This window comes from Halomonas sp. DP8Y7-3, assembly GCF_019801675.1.
Classification (GTDB): domain Bacteria; phylum Pseudomonadota; class Gammaproteobacteria; order Pseudomonadales; family Halomonadaceae; genus Halomonas; species Halomonas litopenaei_A.
This window is the reverse complement of record NZ_JAHVIO010000010.1, coordinates 139915-155620: the sequence shown is the minus strand read 5'-3', so window position 1 is coordinate 155620 and position 15706 is coordinate 139915. Positions and strand designations below refer to the sequence as shown.

Here is a 15706-nt window from a genome sequence, read left to right as displayed (position 1 = left end):
GCCGACATGGTCAGCCAGCGAGCACACGATCCATCCGCGCCAAGGCTTCACCCAGCTGGGCGGCGGTGGTACCAAAGTTGAGCCTGACAAAGCCCGGCCAGCCAAAGTCGGCCCCGTCAGACAACGCCACGCCAGCGCGTTCGAGCAGCACCTTGGCGGGTGACTCCTGGCCCGACAGCGCCGACTGCCGCAGGTCCAGCCACGCCAGATAGGTAGATTCCGGAGCCGCACAGACCACGCCCGGCCAGCCGGCCACATGTTCGGCCAATTGCTGGCGATTTTCTCGAAGCACTTCCAGCAGCGCCTGGCGCCAGGGCTCGCCGTGACGATAGGCGGCCTCTGCCGCTACCAGTCCCAACACATTGGCGTCCGGCATCAGCCCTTTTGCCCGATCACGAAAACGCTGCCTCAATCGCCCATCGGGTATCACCGCGCAGGCAGCGGTGAGTCCCGCCAGATTGAAGGTCTTGGACGGTGCCCACAGCGTCACGGTGCGCTCGGCAAGCTGCGGCAGTGCGGCCGCCAGTGGCTCGTGCCGCGCCCCGTCTTCAAGCAGCAGATCGCAATGCAGCTCGTCGGACACCACGATCAGTTGATGGCGCTCTACCAGCGCCGCCAGGCCTTCGAGCTCTTCCCGTCGCCACTGGCGCCCGGTGGGGTTATGGGGATGGCACCATAACAGCAGTCGTGTGCGCTCGGTGATGGCCTCCTCGATGGCATCCAGGTCCAGCGTCCAGGACTCTCCTGGTGACCCCGGCGGCGTCATCTCGGCCTGCTGCGCCAGGCGACCGGTTCGTTCGGCCACCTGCAGGAAAGGAGGATAGATCGGGGTAATCGTCAGCACCCCATCGCCTGGCTCGGTAAATGCCAAGCTCGCCAGATGAAGGGCAGGCACCACCCCCGGCAACCAGTGCTGCCAGCGGGGGGAGATTTCCCAGCCGTAGTGCTCGCGACTCCAATCGACCAGCGCCTGCTCGAGGCTTTCTGGCACCTTGCCGTAGCCGTAGACCCCGTGACCGACGCGCTCTGACAGGGCATCAATCACCGCAGGGGGTGAACGAAAGTCCATATCGGCCACCCACAGCGGCAGCACGTCATCGGCGTAGCGATGCCACTTCTGTGACGGCCACGGCGGGCACTGATCGGCATCCCGGGGCTGCCGTCGATCAATCGGCGTGGCAAAATCGAAGTTCATGGTCATCTCCCTGACGATGGCTGTTCGATTACCAGGTTACCCTGGCCAAGTATTTGAAGGACGCATTTTCCATGACAAGCACCATGCCGCATCACGGATTCTTCGCCAAGGTGTGTCGCGGAATGCCGGCGCTGATTGGCCAATGGCTGGCCTTGGGTCGCGGTGATCCCGATCGACTGGCATTGATCCTGGCCGAAACGGCCAGGGTGGCGGGACTCGGCGAGCCGGGCGAAACTCCCGACGGCGCGACGCTTGCTCTGTGGGCAGACCGCCAGGACGAGGACCTTCCCCCTCACTGGGCGGTGCGCACCGCGCTGTTCCTGCTGGTCCAGATGCCCGCTCGCCCGACGCCAGGAGATGAAGACGAGGCCTGCGCATGGGCTTACTGCTGGCTGCGCAATCGTGAATTCACCAGCCGCGACCAGGCCCTGGATGCGTTGCCGGAGCACCTCCGGGAATCCCTGGCACCGGCCCTGACAGCAGCCTGGACGGACCGTCAGGGATTGCGCCTGGTATAACCCCGCCGCGTCGCCGTCGCGACCAGATCATTGCCGCCGCCGGGTCGGTCGCTTCGGCCGAAATCCAGCGGGCTTGGTCGCCAGCCATTCGACGAAGGAACGAATATCAGGGTGTGCCAGCAGCGCGTCTCGACTGCGATAATGGTCCGCCAGTTCCCTCTCGCTGAGCACCGCATGCAAGTGGCGATGGCAACCATGACATACCCACAGGATGGCCGTCAGTCGCTCGACGCGGTCGTGCCGCCGTCGATAGCGCGCCTTGCCGTGTAGTGACCTCGGGATCAAATGGTGCTTGGTCAAGGGCGCGGCTCGCTCACACAGCTCGCAACATTCGGGGCGCGGCGGCGGCGACAGCTCTGTCATGTCGACCTCCCGGATCGGCATCATGCTTTAACGATAGCTTAAGGATCGCATTTTTCTTATGGACGTTCCCTTCCATTGGCAGCTGGCCAAGCTGCTCATTTCCATCGGCGTCGTGCTCGGCCTGTCAGTCATCGCCGAAAGAGTCAGCACTCGCGTCGCTGGACTGCTCTCCGGCTATCCCCTGGGCACGGCCATCGCCCTGTTCTTTATCGGGCTGGAGCTTTCCCCCCAGTTTGCCGCAGATAGCGCCGTGCATACCCTGGCAGGCTTCACGGCCACCCTGGCGCTGGGCGGCGGCTACCTGCTCGCGGCCCGTGGGGATGGCCTCAAAGGAGTCCTGACGGGCACTGCGGGAGGGCTCGTTGCCTGGCTGGCCGCCAGCAGTCTGTTGACCCAGCTCGACCTCAATCGCATCAGCGGAACCCTGATCACCCTCGTCGCCATTGCGCTATTCACTTGGCTCTATCGCGCGGTCCCGGACATCAAGGCCAGTCCCAAGGGTGGCTTTTCCTGGCCTGCCTTGGCACTCCGGGCTGGGCTCGCTGCCGCCATCATTTTCCTGATCACCGGTCTTGCCCACGCCGTTCCCAGCGCCTGGGCCGGGGTCATGGCCGCCTTCCCGGTGACCATGTACCCCTTTCTGGTGATTCTGCACCTGACCCAGGGTACCGCTCCAGTGGCCACGGTCATCAAGCACTACCCTGCCGGTCTTGGCTCACTGCTGTGCTATGCCCTGGTGGTATCGCTGACCTACGCGACGATGGGACTTTGGCAGGGCACGCTGCTGGGCTTCGTCGCCGCCACGCTGTGGCTGCTGGGCTGGATGCGACTGCAACAGTGGTGGGCAGCTCGCCGCCATCGGCGGCGCCAGCAGCGCGCGTCGTGACCTGGAAGCGGGCTTGACCTAGCGCTTGCTTGGGTCAATCCTGAAGCACACCTTCCTGCACGTGAGAATGTCCATGCTGACCCGCACCATCGAGCCCGCTTTCTACGACACTGATGCCCTCGGCCACATTAACAACACACGCCTGCCGGCCTGGTTCGAGCTGGCCCGCAACGAGCTGTTCCGGCTGTTCACTCCAGACCTGGATCCCGCCAAATGGCGGCTGATCATGGCGCGCATGGAGATCGACTACCGGGCTGAGCTTCATTACGGTCACGACATCGAGATCCGCACCTATCTGTCGCGACTCGGCAAGAGTTCCTTTACCGTGACCCAGGAAGCGCACCAGCAAGGGGTCATGACCAACATCGGCCATACCGTGCTGGTGCATTTCGACCATCACACTAAGGCGTCGGTACCAATTACCGGCGCGCTGCGTGAGGCGCTGATGGAACACCTGCACGAGGCGGAAATGACCGAAGCCTGAGCACGTTGCCCCGATGGCAGGCCAGATCATCCGATAAGGGTACGGTTGGCCGTTCGCCTGGCCTCGCGGATAATGGCCTGCCTGCCCCACCCCAAGGAACCTTCATCGCCATGACCCCCGCCATCAAGGCCCTGGAAAGGGCCAAGGTCAACTTCAGCGTACTGAGCTATGAACACGATGCCCGCTCGGCGGCTTACGGCGAAGAGGCCGCCGAACAGCTTGGGCTAGACGCCGAGAGTGTGTTCAAGACCTTGCTGGCGAACCTGGACGGCCATCGACTGGTAGTGGCCATCGTCCCGGTCTCTGCCAAGCTCGACCTCAAGGCGCTGGCCCGCGCGGCGGGCGCCCGCAAGGCCAGCATGGCTGACCCCGCCGACGCCGAGCGCGCCACGGGCTATATCGTCGGGGGAATCAGTCCCCTTGGGCAGAAGAAGCGCCTGGCTACCTTCATCGACGACAGCTGCCAGAGGCTGCCCCAGATGCACGTCAGCGGAGGACGTAGGGGCCTTGAAATCTGCCTGGCCCCGGAGGACTTGGTGGTGTTGACGCGGGCAACCGTGGCTCCGCTCTTGCGCTAGTCCGTTGCCACTAGTGCGCTACCCGAAGCCACGGGGTCTGGCGCGGCGGCCAGGCGATGGCGGAGGTCCTGATACGCTGGGTCTAAGGCGCAAAAAATGCTAGGTTGGCGCAACGTCAACTAGGATGCACTGCATGGCGATCCGCTATACCCTCTGGCTCGATCCGGACGATAAGGTGCGCCACCGCGCGGCTGAGACCAGCCTCGAGACCTTCTTTCTCGAGCGCTTCGCGGACTACCCGCACATCCGCTTGTTCGGTGCTGATCCCTACGACTATGATGCGCCCTTCAATCGACTCTACGACGTTCTGATCGCACGAGGCAGCGAGTACCTCGAGCGCGAACATGCCTATGTACCCACCCCGGAACAGCTCAATCGCGCGTTCTTCCGTGCCGTGGGCCGCTCCACCAAATTTGTAAGAGACAACCCCGATGGTGATCCATCCTGACACGACTCCCGACGCTGCCCAGATGGCCATCATCGCCGAGCAGCTGGGACGCGAGCCTCGCGGCATCGAGGCCCTGGCGGCCACCGACGGCAAAGGCACTCCTCTGGTCCTGCGCATGGCTCCCATCGTCGATGGCAAGCCTTTCCCGACCCTGTTCTGGCTGAGCTCCGACCTGCTCAAGGTCGAGCTGTCGAGAATCGAAGCCGCCGGCGTGATCAAGTCGCTGGAAGCGCGCCTGCAGGAAGACGAGGAATTTCGCGCGGCCTATCACGCCAGCCACCAGGACTACATCGACACCCGCTGGGCGCTGATGAGCGACGCCCAGCGTGCCGAGGTCGAGCGCCTGGGCTATGACCGGGTACTGCGCGAGCGAGGAATCGGCGGCATCGCCAACCACGACCAGGTTCGCTGCCTGCACACGCAGTACGCCCACCACCTGTGCGGCCACAATGTGATCGGACAATGGGTCGACGAGCACTACGGCATCATCGACCTGCTGCCGTAATCCCCTGGCCCGTGCCTCATCTCGGGCCTTCCTCGCGACCCCATCATTACCTCAGGGAGGCCTCAAATGGCCCAGATCTGCGTCTATCTCGGCTCGCGCCAGGGAGAGGATCCACGCTTTATCGACGACACACGCGTGTTTGGCCGTCGCCTGGCCGAGCGCGGACATGGACTCGTCTACGGGGGCGCCAGCGTCGGCCTGATGGGGGCGCTGGCGAATGCAGCGCTGGACGCCGGTGGCCAGGTCGTTGGCGTCATGCCCCATCACCTGGTGGATCGGGAGTTGGCCCACACGGGTCTCAGCGAGCTGATCAGGGTCGCCGACATGCACGAGCGCAAGGCCCAGATGGCAGCCAGTGCCGACGCCTTCGTCATGCTTCCTGGTGGCATCGGCACGCTGGAAGAATTCTTCGAGACCTGGACCTGGCACTACCTGGGACTGCACGCCAAGCCGATCGGCATCCTGGATAGCTGCCAGTTCTACCGTCCGCTGCTGGACTTTCTGGAAGCCGGCGTTGCCCAGGGCTTCCTGGACGCCCGTACCTTGCAGACGCTGGTCACGGCCGCTACCCCGGACGAGTTACTGGACCGACTGGAGCAACGGCTGGCCCATCTGCCGGGCTGAGCGCAGAGCCGTCGGCTCGGCGCCTTGCGCCACCACTGAACACCGACAAGGAGGATGTCACATGTACGCCATTCAACCAGACGGCGACCAGCTACGGTGGCAACGCAGCCAGGATCTCGCTCCACCGCAAGGTCGAGAGGTGCATATCGAGGTGGCCTGGGCCGGCGTCAACCGCGCCGACCTGATGCAGCGCGCCGGGCACTATCCTCCCCCGGAGGGGGCCTCCAGCGTGCTGGGGCTGGAAGTCAGTGGCCGCGTGGCAGCCGTCGGTCCCGACGTCGAGCAGCTCAGACGTGGACAGCCCGTATGTGCCCTGCTGGCCGGCGGTGGCTATGCCGAGCGCGTGTGCGTCGACGAGCGCCAGGTCCTGCCCGTTCCGGCCGGTGTGGACCTGCGCGAGGCCGCTGCCTTGCCGGAGGTCTATGCCACCGCCTGGCTGAACCTGTTCATGGAGGGGGCGCTGGAGCCGGGAGAGCGCGTGCTGATCCACGCGGCCGCCAGCGGCGTCGGTACTGCCGCCATTCAGCTATGCCGAGAGTTCGACCACCCCTGCTTTGTCACCGTGGGCAGCGACGACAAGCTGGCGCACTGCCTCGCGTTGGGCGCCAAGTCCGGGGTCAATCGTCATCACGGAAGTTTTGTCGAAGCGGTGAAGGCGTTTGGCGAGATCAATGTGATTCTCGACCCAGTAGGCGCGAGCTATCTGGCAGACAACCAGCGCGTGCTCGCCGCCGATGGCCGACTGGTGCTCATCGGCCTGATGGGAGGGCGCCACGCCGAGCTGGATCTAGGGCGAATGCTGATGAAACGCCAGCGCCTGATCGGCTCCACCCTGCGCGCCAAATCCCCCCAGGCCAAAGGCAAGATACTGGATCAGCTGGCACGCCACGTATGGCCCAGGATAGAGCGCGGGGATCTGACACCGCAGATTGATGCCCAATGGCCCATTCAGGAAGTCGAGGCCGCCCATCGCCACGTCGACGCCAACGCCAACACCGGCAAGGTGCTGCTCCAGGTGGCCGAGCTCTGAAACACGACTTGCCCACAGACAGTCACTGACTGGCCACTGTGGACAAGTTGACTGACGCCAGCGCTCAGCGTCGCGCACTGAGCGCCTGGGTCCGTGCAAAGGTCATCTGCAGCAGCTTGGCGTCGTCACCGGCTCGGTGACGCTGAATACCCTGCTCGGCAATCATCGCTTCCTTGACGTCGCTCCACATGGCCATCTGGGCCTCGTCCAGCAAACGCCTCAAGGCTTCCAGACGGAAAGCGGGGATCATTCCGGCATGATGAAAGAGGAGTGACAGCCAGGTGTTGTCATAGCCCCAGCTGTCGCTATAGGCGATACCCACCTGATGCAGCTCATCATTCAGCCAGCGCGCCACGTGCCGCACGGGGTAGCCTTCCCGCTGCAAGCGTGCGCGGGAGATGCCATGCAACAGCTCGGCCTTGGGATCCCAATGGGTCCACTCATCAAGCGGCTGAATGAGAAAGGCACAGCAACTGCCATCAGGGCGGGCCAGCCCAACCTCGATGGGATAACTACCGCGCCCGAAACCAGACGCCTCGATATCGAGCAGAGTCGGTAACGCCACAGGCTGAGAACCTCGAAGTGACTGCCGGCCGAAACGCCGACTCGACGTTATCCGACAACGAAAACCCTTCCCGACGCCCAAACTGTCAGCGGCGGTCAGGGTAGCCTGAACCGCCGCTCGCATCGGCCTTACCGGGACCCGCGCGCAACCCGTGGTCGCGCTAGATCACCCTAGTGTCGCTGCTGGCCTTCTGCTTTGTCCAGCGAAGCGGTAGCGACATCGTCTCCACCGTCGCTTGTCGCCGGCGCCTGGCCGGGGCGGGCCAAGGATGCCCAGTAGTCAGCGCGCTCCCGATCAACAGGCAGCGACAGCTCTCCATGGCGGTAGGCCCGCTCAAGACGCGCGGCGGCCAGCGCATGACCAGCCTCGCCGGCTCTGGCGTACCAGGTGACGGCATGGTCGTGACGGGCGGGATACAGGGCGCATCCATTCTCATGGATTTGCCCGGCCTGATACTGGGCGCGAGCGTCTCCGCCGTGAGCGGCCTGAAGCACGTAGCGGGCGCCACGTGCCTTGTCTTGGGGAGCCCGTGACCGGTGAAACAGCATGTGCCCATAAAGGGATAGAGCCGCCGGATGGCCGGCGTCCGCACAACGCTGAAACAGACGCATGGTCAGCCTCTGGGTTCGCGGCGAGCGGGGCAGCCAGCGGGTATGAAACAACTGCTGGGCCAGACGATACTCGAGCCGCGTCTTCAGTGACGATGCCTGCTGCATGGCAACAACCTTGAATCCAAAGCGTGGAAGTCGGACCGGACACCTCCTGTGTCACGGGCGCTCTTCTGGTTCAATCTGCGGTGCCACGGACTCCTCCGGGGCAACGGGTTGGCAAGCATACGCCTGGCCCGAAGAGGACTCAACCCCTGAGGGTGGCGACGTATATCGGGCAAAGGTAACATTTCGGTGCTATGCAGCATTCACCGTTCGGTCGTGCCATTGTGCACGCACCGACACAAGGAGCTCCCATGCAGACCCGCCCTCTCGGCACTACCGGTATCGACGTCAGCCGCATTTGTCTTGGCACCATGACCTTCGGCGAACAGAACACGGAAGCAGAAGCCCACGCCCAGCTCGACCGAGCCGTGGCCTTTGGGGTCAATTTCATCGACGCCGCCGAGATGTACCCGGTGCCACCCAAGGCCGAGACCCAGGGGCTGACCGAGTCCTACATCGGCTCCTGGTTGAAGGGCCGCCAGAGCCGCGATGACGTGGTGATTGCCACCAAGGCCGCAGGCCCCGGTATCAGCCATATCCGCGGCGGCCCTCGCCTGGACCGCCAGCATCTGCACGAGGCGATCGATGGCAGCCTGTCGCGGCTGAACACGGACTACGTCGATCTCTACCAGCTGCACTGGCCTGATCGCTCCACCAACTTCTTCGGCCGCCTGGGATACACCCACGACGAGGACGAGCAGGCTACCGCTTTAGAGGAAACGCTGTCGGCCCTGAAAGAACTGGTCGACGCGGGCAAGGTACGTGCCATTGGCGTGTCCAACGAGACGCCCTGGGGGGTGATGCGCTGTCTTCAACTGGCTGACACTCTCGGCGTACCCAGGGTGGCATCGATCCAGAACCCCTACAGCCTGCTCAACCGCACCTTCGAAGTCGGGCTGGCGGAGATTGCCCAGCGCGAGCAGGTGGGCCTGCTGGCCTACTCTCCCTTGGCCTTCGGCGTGCTGACGGGCAAGTACTTGAACGGCGCTCGCCCAGAGGGCGCACGCCTGACGCTGTGGGACCGTTTCAGCCGCTACAGCTCCGAACAGGCCACGGCCGCCACCGAAGCCTACGTGGCGCTGGCACGCGAGCACGGCCTCGACCCGGGCCAGATGGCACTGGCCTACGTCAACTCCCGCTCCTTCCTGACCAGCAACATCATCGGCGCCACCACCATGGATCAGCTGGAGAGCAACCTGGCCTCGGAGGCACTGACACTGTCGGAAGAAGTGCTGGAGGGCATCGAGGCGATCCACCAGCGGATCCCGAACCCTAGCCCCTGATCAAGGCCTAGGCTTTGTCGTGAGCTGCGACTTTCCTTCGACACACCATTGGCGCACGCCCTTGCCATGACGTCCCAGGCATAAGGGCGTGAGCCAGCTAGCCTGATACTCTGGCCTTATCTGCATCATAGCCCCGGCCTTCGCCGGGGCTTGATACACTACCCCTCTTTGATTGACGGCCTATAACGACCCCAGGAGCCCGCCCATGCTGAGCGTGATCTCACCTGCCAAAACGCTGGATTTCGAGACCCCGGCCACCACTGCCACCTGGACGGAGCCCGACTATCTCGAGCATTCTCGCGAATTGATCGACATCCTGCGGGACTACAGCCCGGCCAGGATCTCGGAGCTGATGGGAGTCAGTGACAAGATCGCTGGCCTCAATGCAGCGCGCTTTGGTCAGTGGCAGACACCCTTCACGCCGGACAACGCCAAGGTCGCGGCCCAAGCCTTTCAGGGCGACGTTTATGTCGGCTTGCAGGCAGACACCTTCAGCGATGACGACAATGCCTTCGCTCAGGACCATCTGCGGATTCTGTCTGGTCTCTATGGCCTGTTGCGCCCGCTCGACCTGATTCAGCCCTATCGACTGGAAATGGGCACTCGGCTTGCCAACGAGCGCGGCAAGGACCTCTATGCGTTCTGGAAGCCGCTGCTGACCGCCGAGCTGGATGCCGCAGTCACGCGCAGTGGCTCCCCGGTGCTGGTCAACCTGGCCTCCAACGAGTACTTCAAGGCCATCGACGCCAAGAGCCTCAACGCAGACGTGGTCACACCGGTGTTCAAGGACTGGAAAAACGATCGGTACAAGATCATCAGCTTCTATGCCAAGAAGGCACGTGGCCTGATGGCCGCCTGGATGATTCAGCAGCGCCTGGATGACAAGGAAGGCCTCAAGGACTTCAACGTGGCCGGCTACCGTTTCAGCGCCGCCGAATCCGAGGGCAACACCCTGGTGTTCACCCGCGACACCCCCGCCTGAGGCAGCGGCCGAAGCGCCGGGGCCCGGCATGACAAGCCCTCTTCCGGGAGGGCTTACCGGATCTTTTTTCAAGGGCCCAGTTTCAGGGGCTGTTTTCCGCCCCCTCTCTACCAAGGCACTGTCTTTAAAGCCCTGCCTTCAAAGCCCTGCCTTCAAGAGACTCTAGTCACCATCCTCGGTTCAAGGTCCTCAGCTCCGGATCCTCAGGTCCCGAGTCGCAGCGGCCGCGACGCCCTGGGTCGCAGCAATTCACGATGCACCTCACGAAAGGCCTGGTCATCGCAGCGCTCGAGCCATTCGTAGGCGACCATGTCAGCGCTGACCAACTGGGCGCCGGCCTTACGGGCCCGCTCGCCTGCAAGTCTGGCCTCCTCCCCGCGTCGGCTGACGCAACCCTCGACCAGCCAGAATACCTCGACCCCCTGCTTCAACAGTCCGAGCGCCGTTTGCAGCACACAGATATGGGCCTCGGCTCCGGCGATCACCACCTGACGCGGCGTTGCCGCCTCAAGGGCTTGCGCCACCTCGCGTTCTCGACAGGCGTTGAAGTGACTCTTGGTAAACCAGCGCGCGCTCTGTGGCAGGGCGCACGTCAGGCGCGGCTCCGTCGTCCCCAGCCCCTGGGGGTATTGCTCGGTCACCCACACCGGAACCTCCAGGCGCTCCGCCACGGCTGCCAGCCAGCCAATTTCGGTGATCGCCTGGTCCCCCCTCGCCACCACCGGCATCAAGGCCGTCTGTACGTCGACCACCAGTAGTAGACTGTCGCTACGCTCGATCAGCATACTCTCTCCTCGCCTTTTCGTTGTACACGGCTTCCCGCGAAGCTCGTTATCGCTAGAATGGACGAGCGACTCACCGGTGACCACCAGGGACACCGGTAAAGACAGGCCAACGCAGGCCGAATTATGGAGATGTCTAGATGCGTCACCTTCTCGTGATGATTCTTGTCGGCGTGATGGGCTTCGGCCTCGCCGTCGACAGCGCCGATGCCCGTCGCCTGGGCGGCGGCAAGAGTGTCGGCTCCTTCTCGCGTCAGGCCAGCCCCAGCGCCACCCAGACGCAAAACACGGCGCGTCCGAACGCGGCACCCACCGCGGGCAAGAAGAGCGGCCTGATGGGAGGCATGCTAGGCGGCCTGCTGGCCGGCAGCCTGCTCGGCGCACTGTTCTTCGGCGGTGCCTTCGATGGGCTTGGCATGGTCGATATCCTGCTGATGGCGGGCCTCGCCTTTCTGGCGTTCAAGTTGCTGGCCCGGCGTCGTTCGGCAACGGCATCGGCCGGAGGTGGCGGACATGGCATGCAGCGCGAGCAGGCCCCCTCTTCTCCGTTCCAGATGCCCGGCAGCTCCGGTACTTCCGGTGCCGCCTTCGGTGGTCCTCAGGGCGACCCAGAGTGGTTCGACCGTGAGCGCTTCCTCGGTGGTGCCAAGGAGCACTTCATGACCCTGCAGCGGGCCTGGGACAACAATGACCTCCCGCGCATCCAGGAGTACGTGACACCGGAGCTCTACAACCTGCTGCGCGAGCAGCGCGCCAGCGAGCCAGCCAACAACCAGACCGAGATCGTGCGTCTGTTTGCGGAACTCGGTGGGGTGCAGGAACTGGGCACCCAGGCCGAAGCCCGCGTGCTGTTCCATGGAGTGCTCAACGAAAACGGCACCGAAACAGAGTTCAACGAAACCTGGCACCTGGTGCGCGAAATGCGTGACGATGCCCCCTGGTACGTGCAGGGCATCGAACAAAACGCCTGACGGCAGTCTGTGCTACCCGCTGCCGGCAAGCGGTCGACGCTTATCGGCAGCGAACGCAAAAGGGGCCGAGATCCTAGGATCTCGGCCCCTTTTCTTCATTTGCCGCGTGAACGATAGAGCGGTTCGAGCAACCCCGCACTATTCAGCTGGAGGATGGCGGCGTGAGTCGGCACTTGGTGCCTAGCCGTGACAGGGCCCCCAGGCAACAGCGCAGCGGCGTCAGACAGATTACTGCGCAGCCTTGTCGGTGGCCTGCTCAACTTCATCGCCGGCCTCTTCGACCGCCTCACCGGCGCTGTCCGCCATCTGGTCGGCCTCTTGCTCGGCCTCGGCGGCAGCCTCATCCATGGCCTGATCCGCATCGTCAGCAGCGTCAGCCATGCTGGCAGCGGCCTCGTCGGCTTCCTGCTCGGCCTCGGCGGCGGCGCTATCCATGGTCTGTTCCGCGTCGTCAGCGGTTTCCGCCATGCTGGCGGCGGCCTCGTCGGCTTCCTGCTCGGCTTCGGCGGCGGCGTTATCCATGGCCTGTTCCGCGTCGTCAGCGGTTTCCGCCATGCCCTCTGCGGCTTCATCCATGGCCTGCTCGGCATCCGCTGCAAGCTCCTGAGCCTGCTCCTCGACGGCTTCGCGAGTGTCATCCACCTTGGCGCCGGCTTCCTCGGCTGCATCATCCTCACAACCGGCCATGGCCAACATCAACGACGAAATAGCAGCAGCCAGGGCCAGGCGACGAAACGTTCCTTGCTTCATGTAACACCTCCAGGGAATGATGAGTATGAACTCCCCATTTACATTAGAAGCCTGGGCGCGTCTTGGCTAGCCCTCTCCTTGCGCGTATTCCGCAAAGACCGTGCAGTTTCCAAGGAAACGGCGCCACTGCAGCGACAGGCGGGCACATGCCAGCATGCGCCCGCCAACCCACAGGTTACTCGATCACCACCCGCGCATTGCGCGGCTGAATCGGGCGGTTGTTGTCAACGCCGATGGCCTGAGCAAAGGCAGTGATCTGGTCAGAGGACAGCGACTGCGGCGCTTTCATCACCAACCAGCGAACACCTTCGGTACAAGGAGGGGTGGTCAGCGAACCATTCAGACGAAAATACTCCTGGTCTTCCGGAAGCACCTGGGCGAAGTCAATGCCGCCATCTATTTCCGCCGTATCTCCGGCACTGCTGGGCAAACTCGCCACAAGTCCGTCAAACACGGCATTTTGCTCACCTTCATCGAACATCACGGACACGACTGCCAGATCTCCCTCCTTGTTGGCATGTACCAGGTGCGCCTCCAGCGGGAATTGACGTCCATCCACCGTGTGCTCAGACGGAGCATGGAAATGCATCTGCAACAAGGTATAGACGTCACCATCCAGCGTCAGGGTATTGTCCTGAGAAGAGGCCACCTGAACCGTGTGTCCATTGTTGACCACCGCAGTCCCAGGCTGGCCATAGGAGAGCTCAAGCGGGGCCAGCGCCGCATCAACACCATAGGCGATATCCACCGGCGATTGGTTATGGCCCAGCCCGCACATCTCGTAACTGTCACTGAGTTCCGCCCAATGAGCCGGTCCGGTCTCACCCTGGTAGGACCAGTGAGGCGCTTCGGTGGCTGCCAGCGCGCTGCAGGTGAAAAGTGCGCAGCTAAGAAAGCTGGTGACCTTCAACAGAGTCATTTTCGTCATCCTTGTCCAACAAAAAGAAAAGAGCCTGCCCCATGGGGCAGGCTCTTTATCCTACTGATCGTTGAAGGTCTCACGCGACCGATTGGCATATGAGCGGTGGCTGTATATCGATAAAGCAAAGACTGCTCAATCGATCACCACCTCGGCCGGATGGTCGGCGAACACTGGCATCAATACCGGCTCGCCTGAGACAAGACTCTTACCTAAAACGATGTATCGACAGGCTTAGTTGGTCGCGTCCTCGGCAGACTCTTCCATCTCCTCGCCCATCTCTTCCATGGATTCGCCGGCATCTTCCACCGCCTGATCCATCTCTTCACCGGCCTGCTCCGCGGGTCCTTCCTCTTCGCAGGCTGCCAGGCCACCGGCCATCATGGCGATCACGAAAGCCATACCAAAACGACGCATCATGCTGTTCTTCATAACATCTCCTTGTACAACATTGGTCGAAGTTCACTACCACCCTAGCGCGCCAATGTGACACTGGCTAGGGGGCGAGCGGCCCACCAGCGGAGCAGTTGCTCGAGAGCTAAGTAAAACTGACACTGCGTGGCTTCATTTCGTCAGCCACATCAGAACGGATACTGTCGGGGCTCACGCTGAACGCTGACCCATTGCACGGTGGTCATCTCCTCCAGCACCCAGTCACCATTGAAGCGGCCGATGCCCGAGTTCTTCTCGCCACCGAAGGGCATATGAGGCTCGTCATTCACCGGCATGTCATTGACATGCACCATGCCGGAGTCGATCTGCCGAGCGACGCGTTCGCCGCGCTCCAGGGAACCGCTGAAGACGGCTGCGGAAAGGCCGTACTCGGTCGCATTGGCGATACGTATGGCGTCATCTTCACCATGGGCCTTGATGATCCCGGCGACCGGCCCGAAGATCTCATTGCAGGCCATATCCATCTGTTCACTGACGTCGCGAAATACCCAAGGCCGTAGACAGGGCCCTTCCAAAGACCCCTCAAGGGCAACCTTGGCTCCCGACTGCCGAGCCTTGTGCACGACCTCTTTCAAGCCCTCGAGCTGTTGCTCATTGATGATAGGACCAATGACCGTGTCGGACTCGGCAGGATCTCCGACCTTGAGCCCCTTGACCCGCTCGACAAAGCGCTCCACGAACTCATCGTAGATGGTGGCATCGACAATCAGCCGATTGATCGCAATGCAGATCTGCCCCTGGTGCATGAACTTGCCCACCACGGCGGCTCTGACCGCCTGGTCAATGTCTGCATCATCGAGCACGACAAAGGGGCTATTACCGCCCAGCTCCAGCGCCACCGGCTTGATGAAGCGACCGCCCACAGCGCCCTTGGCAATCTGCCGTCCGACTTCCGTTGACCCCGTAAAGGAAATGAGCTTGGCCAACCGATGCTCGACGATGGGCGTCCCCAACTCACTGCCAGAGCCCACCACAACACTGAGCAGCCCGGCCGGCAGGCCCGCCTCTTCATACAGCCGAGCCAATAACAGTCCGCCGGTCAACGGCGTGTCGCTGGCAGGCTTCAGCACCACGGCATTACCCAAGGCCAACGCCGGTCCGATGGTGCGCTGGGTCAAGTGAAAGGGAAAGTTCCAGGGACTGATGACGCCGATGACGCCCAGTGGCTTGCGATAAACGCGATGTTCCTTGCCCGGCACGCTGGACGCGGCCATCGATCCTTGCACGCGGGTCGCCATGGCGGCAGCTTCCAGCGACATTTCCCGGGCATTGTTCCATTCAAGTTCCGCCTTGATACGGGTACTCCCGGACTCACGAACCAACCATTCGATCAACTCGTCCTTACGCGCCTCGAGACGCTCGGCCACCTTTCTCAGTACGGCTGCCCGCTCGATGGCACTGGTGGCAGACCATTGCTGCTGGGCCTGTTGCGCGGCTTCGAACGCCCGATCCACATCATGACGATCCGCCTGGACGATCTTGATCAACGACGTCTGATGATAGGGATCGTACACTTCCAGTGTCTTTCCAGATCCCCCGTCTCGCCATTCCCCGGCGATGGGCTGCAACTGCAAATCCTTGAGGCTCCACATACCGACTCCCTCCGTTTTGCACAACGTCCGTTTCGCGCAGCTCTCGCGTCGCGCAGCTCATGCGT

Annotated in this window: 20 protein-coding genes; 11 read left to right on the top strand and 9 right to left on the bottom strand. The window is 63.0% G+C overall.

Translation table 11 applies throughout. From position 1 onward, the window contains the following. Positions 1–10 precede the first annotated feature (10 nt). Positions 11–1195, bottom strand: a complete 1185-nt coding sequence (locus tag KUV86_RS13395) for a MalY/PatB family protein (RefSeq protein ID WP_222485150.1) — start codon at positions 1193–1195, stop codon at positions 11–13. An 83-nt stretch (positions 1196–1278) separates the two neighbouring features. On the opposite strand from KUV86_RS13395, the gene KUV86_RS13390 reads away from it, so the two are divergent. Further along, positions 1279–1713 carry a hypothetical protein gene (locus KUV86_RS13390; RefSeq protein WP_206940852.1) on the top strand — a complete coding sequence of 145 codons (435 nt, stop codon included), beginning with the start codon at positions 1279–1281 and terminating at the stop codon, positions 1711–1713. A gap of 27 nt (positions 1714–1740) precedes the next feature. On the opposite strand, the gene KUV86_RS13385 is transcribed toward KUV86_RS13390, so the two are convergent. Further along, positions 1741–2076, bottom strand: a complete 336-nt coding sequence (locus KUV86_RS13385; protein WP_206940481.1) for a hypothetical protein — start codon at positions 2074–2076, stop codon at positions 1741–1743. Positions 2077–2134: 58 nt separating this feature from the next. Here KUV86_RS13385 and KUV86_RS13380 point away from each other — a divergent pair, with 58 nt between their 5' ends. From KUV86_RS13380 to KUV86_RS13350, 7 genes are all read left to right on the top strand, one after another. Continuing rightward, positions 2135–2962 carry a hypothetical protein gene (locus KUV86_RS13380; RefSeq protein WP_222485148.1) on the top strand — a complete coding sequence of 276 codons (828 nt, stop codon included), beginning with the start codon at positions 2135–2137 and terminating at the stop codon, positions 2960–2962. Positions 2963–3035: 73 nt separating this feature from the next. Beyond that, entirely contained in the window at positions 3036–3446 is a 411-nt protein-coding gene (locus tag KUV86_RS13375) for an acyl-CoA thioesterase (RefSeq protein ID WP_206940486.1), read from the top strand. A 110-nt stretch (positions 3447–3556) separates the two neighbouring features. Continuing rightward, on the top strand, positions 3557–4024 hold the full coding sequence (gene ybaK, locus KUV86_RS13370; protein WP_206940497.1) for a Cys-tRNA(Pro) deacylase: 468 nt from the start codon (positions 3557–3559) through the stop codon (positions 4022–4024). Between the two features lie 133 nt (positions 4025–4157). Next, positions 4158–4472, top strand: a complete 315-nt coding sequence (locus KUV86_RS13365) for a hypothetical protein (RefSeq protein ID WP_206940499.1) — start codon at positions 4158–4160, stop codon at positions 4470–4472. Continuing rightward, a complete protein-coding gene (locus KUV86_RS13360) occupies positions 4456–4977 on the top strand; it encodes a DUF501 domain-containing protein (protein WP_206940501.1) in 522 nt (173 codons plus the stop codon). The genes KUV86_RS13365 and KUV86_RS13360 overlap by 17 nt, the downstream gene beginning before the upstream one ends. 66 nt (positions 4978–5043) lie before the next feature. Further along, positions 5044–5601, top strand: a complete 558-nt coding sequence (locus KUV86_RS13355) for a TIGR00730 family Rossman fold protein (protein WP_206940503.1) — start codon at positions 5044–5046, stop codon at positions 5599–5601. Positions 5602–5662: 61 nt separating this feature from the next. Next, positions 5663–6631: an NAD(P)H-quinone oxidoreductase gene (locus tag KUV86_RS13350; RefSeq protein ID WP_206940505.1), complete on the top strand. Its 969-nt coding sequence runs from the start codon at positions 5663–5665 to the stop codon at positions 6629–6631. Between the two features lie 64 nt (positions 6632–6695). On the opposite strand, the gene KUV86_RS13345 is transcribed toward KUV86_RS13350, so the two are convergent. Then, positions 6696–7196, bottom strand: coding sequence for a hypothetical protein (locus tag KUV86_RS13345; protein WP_206940507.1), 501 nt, complete (start codon positions 7194–7196; stop codon positions 6696–6698). 170 nt (positions 7197–7366) lie between these two features. Beyond that, the gene (locus tag KUV86_RS13340) at positions 7367–7912 is read right to left on the bottom strand and encodes a tetratricopeptide repeat protein (protein WP_224852123.1); all 546 of its coding nucleotides are present in this window, start codon (positions 7910–7912) and stop codon (positions 7367–7369) included. A 248-nt stretch (positions 7913–8160) separates the two neighbouring features. Here KUV86_RS13340 and KUV86_RS13335 point away from each other — a divergent pair, with 248 nt between their 5' ends. Both KUV86_RS13335 and yaaA read left to right on the top strand, forming a co-directional pair. Continuing rightward, entirely contained in the window at positions 8161–9192 is a 1032-nt protein-coding gene (locus KUV86_RS13335; protein ID WP_222485147.1) for an NADP(H)-dependent aldo-keto reductase, read from the top strand. A gap of 205 nt (positions 9193–9397) precedes the next feature. After that, positions 9398–10174 (top strand): peroxide stress protein YaaA, encoded by a 777-nt coding sequence (gene yaaA / locus KUV86_RS13330; RefSeq protein ID WP_206940511.1) that lies wholly within the window; start codon positions 9398–9400, stop codon positions 10172–10174. Positions 10175–10377: 203 nt separating this feature from the next. Here the strand turns inward: yaaA and KUV86_RS13325 are convergent, their stop codons facing one another. Continuing rightward, entirely contained in the window at positions 10378–10959 is a 582-nt protein-coding gene (locus KUV86_RS13325) for an isochorismatase family protein (RefSeq protein WP_222485146.1), read from the bottom strand. Between the two features lie 137 nt (positions 10960–11096). Between KUV86_RS13325 and KUV86_RS13320 the strand changes: the two genes are divergently transcribed. Continuing rightward, on the top strand, positions 11097–11927 hold the full coding sequence (locus KUV86_RS13320) for a Tim44 domain-containing protein (protein WP_222164003.1): 831 nt from the start codon (positions 11097–11099) through the stop codon (positions 11925–11927). Positions 11928–12155: 228 nt separating this feature from the next. Here KUV86_RS13320 and KUV86_RS13315 read toward each other — a convergent pair whose 3' ends face one another. From KUV86_RS13315 to KUV86_RS13300, 4 genes are all read right to left on the bottom strand, one after another. Beyond that, complete coding sequence (locus tag KUV86_RS13315) at positions 12156–12677, bottom strand: hypothetical protein (protein WP_222485145.1); 522 nt, start codon at positions 12675–12677, stop codon at positions 12156–12158. 175 nt (positions 12678–12852) lie between these two features. Next, a complete protein-coding gene (locus tag KUV86_RS13310) occupies positions 12853–13596 on the bottom strand; it encodes a carbonic anhydrase (protein WP_222485144.1) in 744 nt (247 codons plus the stop codon). 234 nt (positions 13597–13830) lie between these two features. After that, positions 13831–14028 carry a hypothetical protein gene (locus tag KUV86_RS13305; protein ID WP_206940522.1) on the bottom strand — a complete coding sequence of 66 codons (198 nt, stop codon included), beginning with the start codon at positions 14026–14028 and terminating at the stop codon, positions 13831–13833. A 149-nt stretch (positions 14029–14177) separates the two neighbouring features. Then, entirely contained in the window at positions 14178–15641 is a 1464-nt protein-coding gene (locus KUV86_RS13300; RefSeq protein ID WP_222485143.1) for an aldehyde dehydrogenase family protein, read from the bottom strand. Positions 15642–15706: the final 65 nt, after the last annotated feature.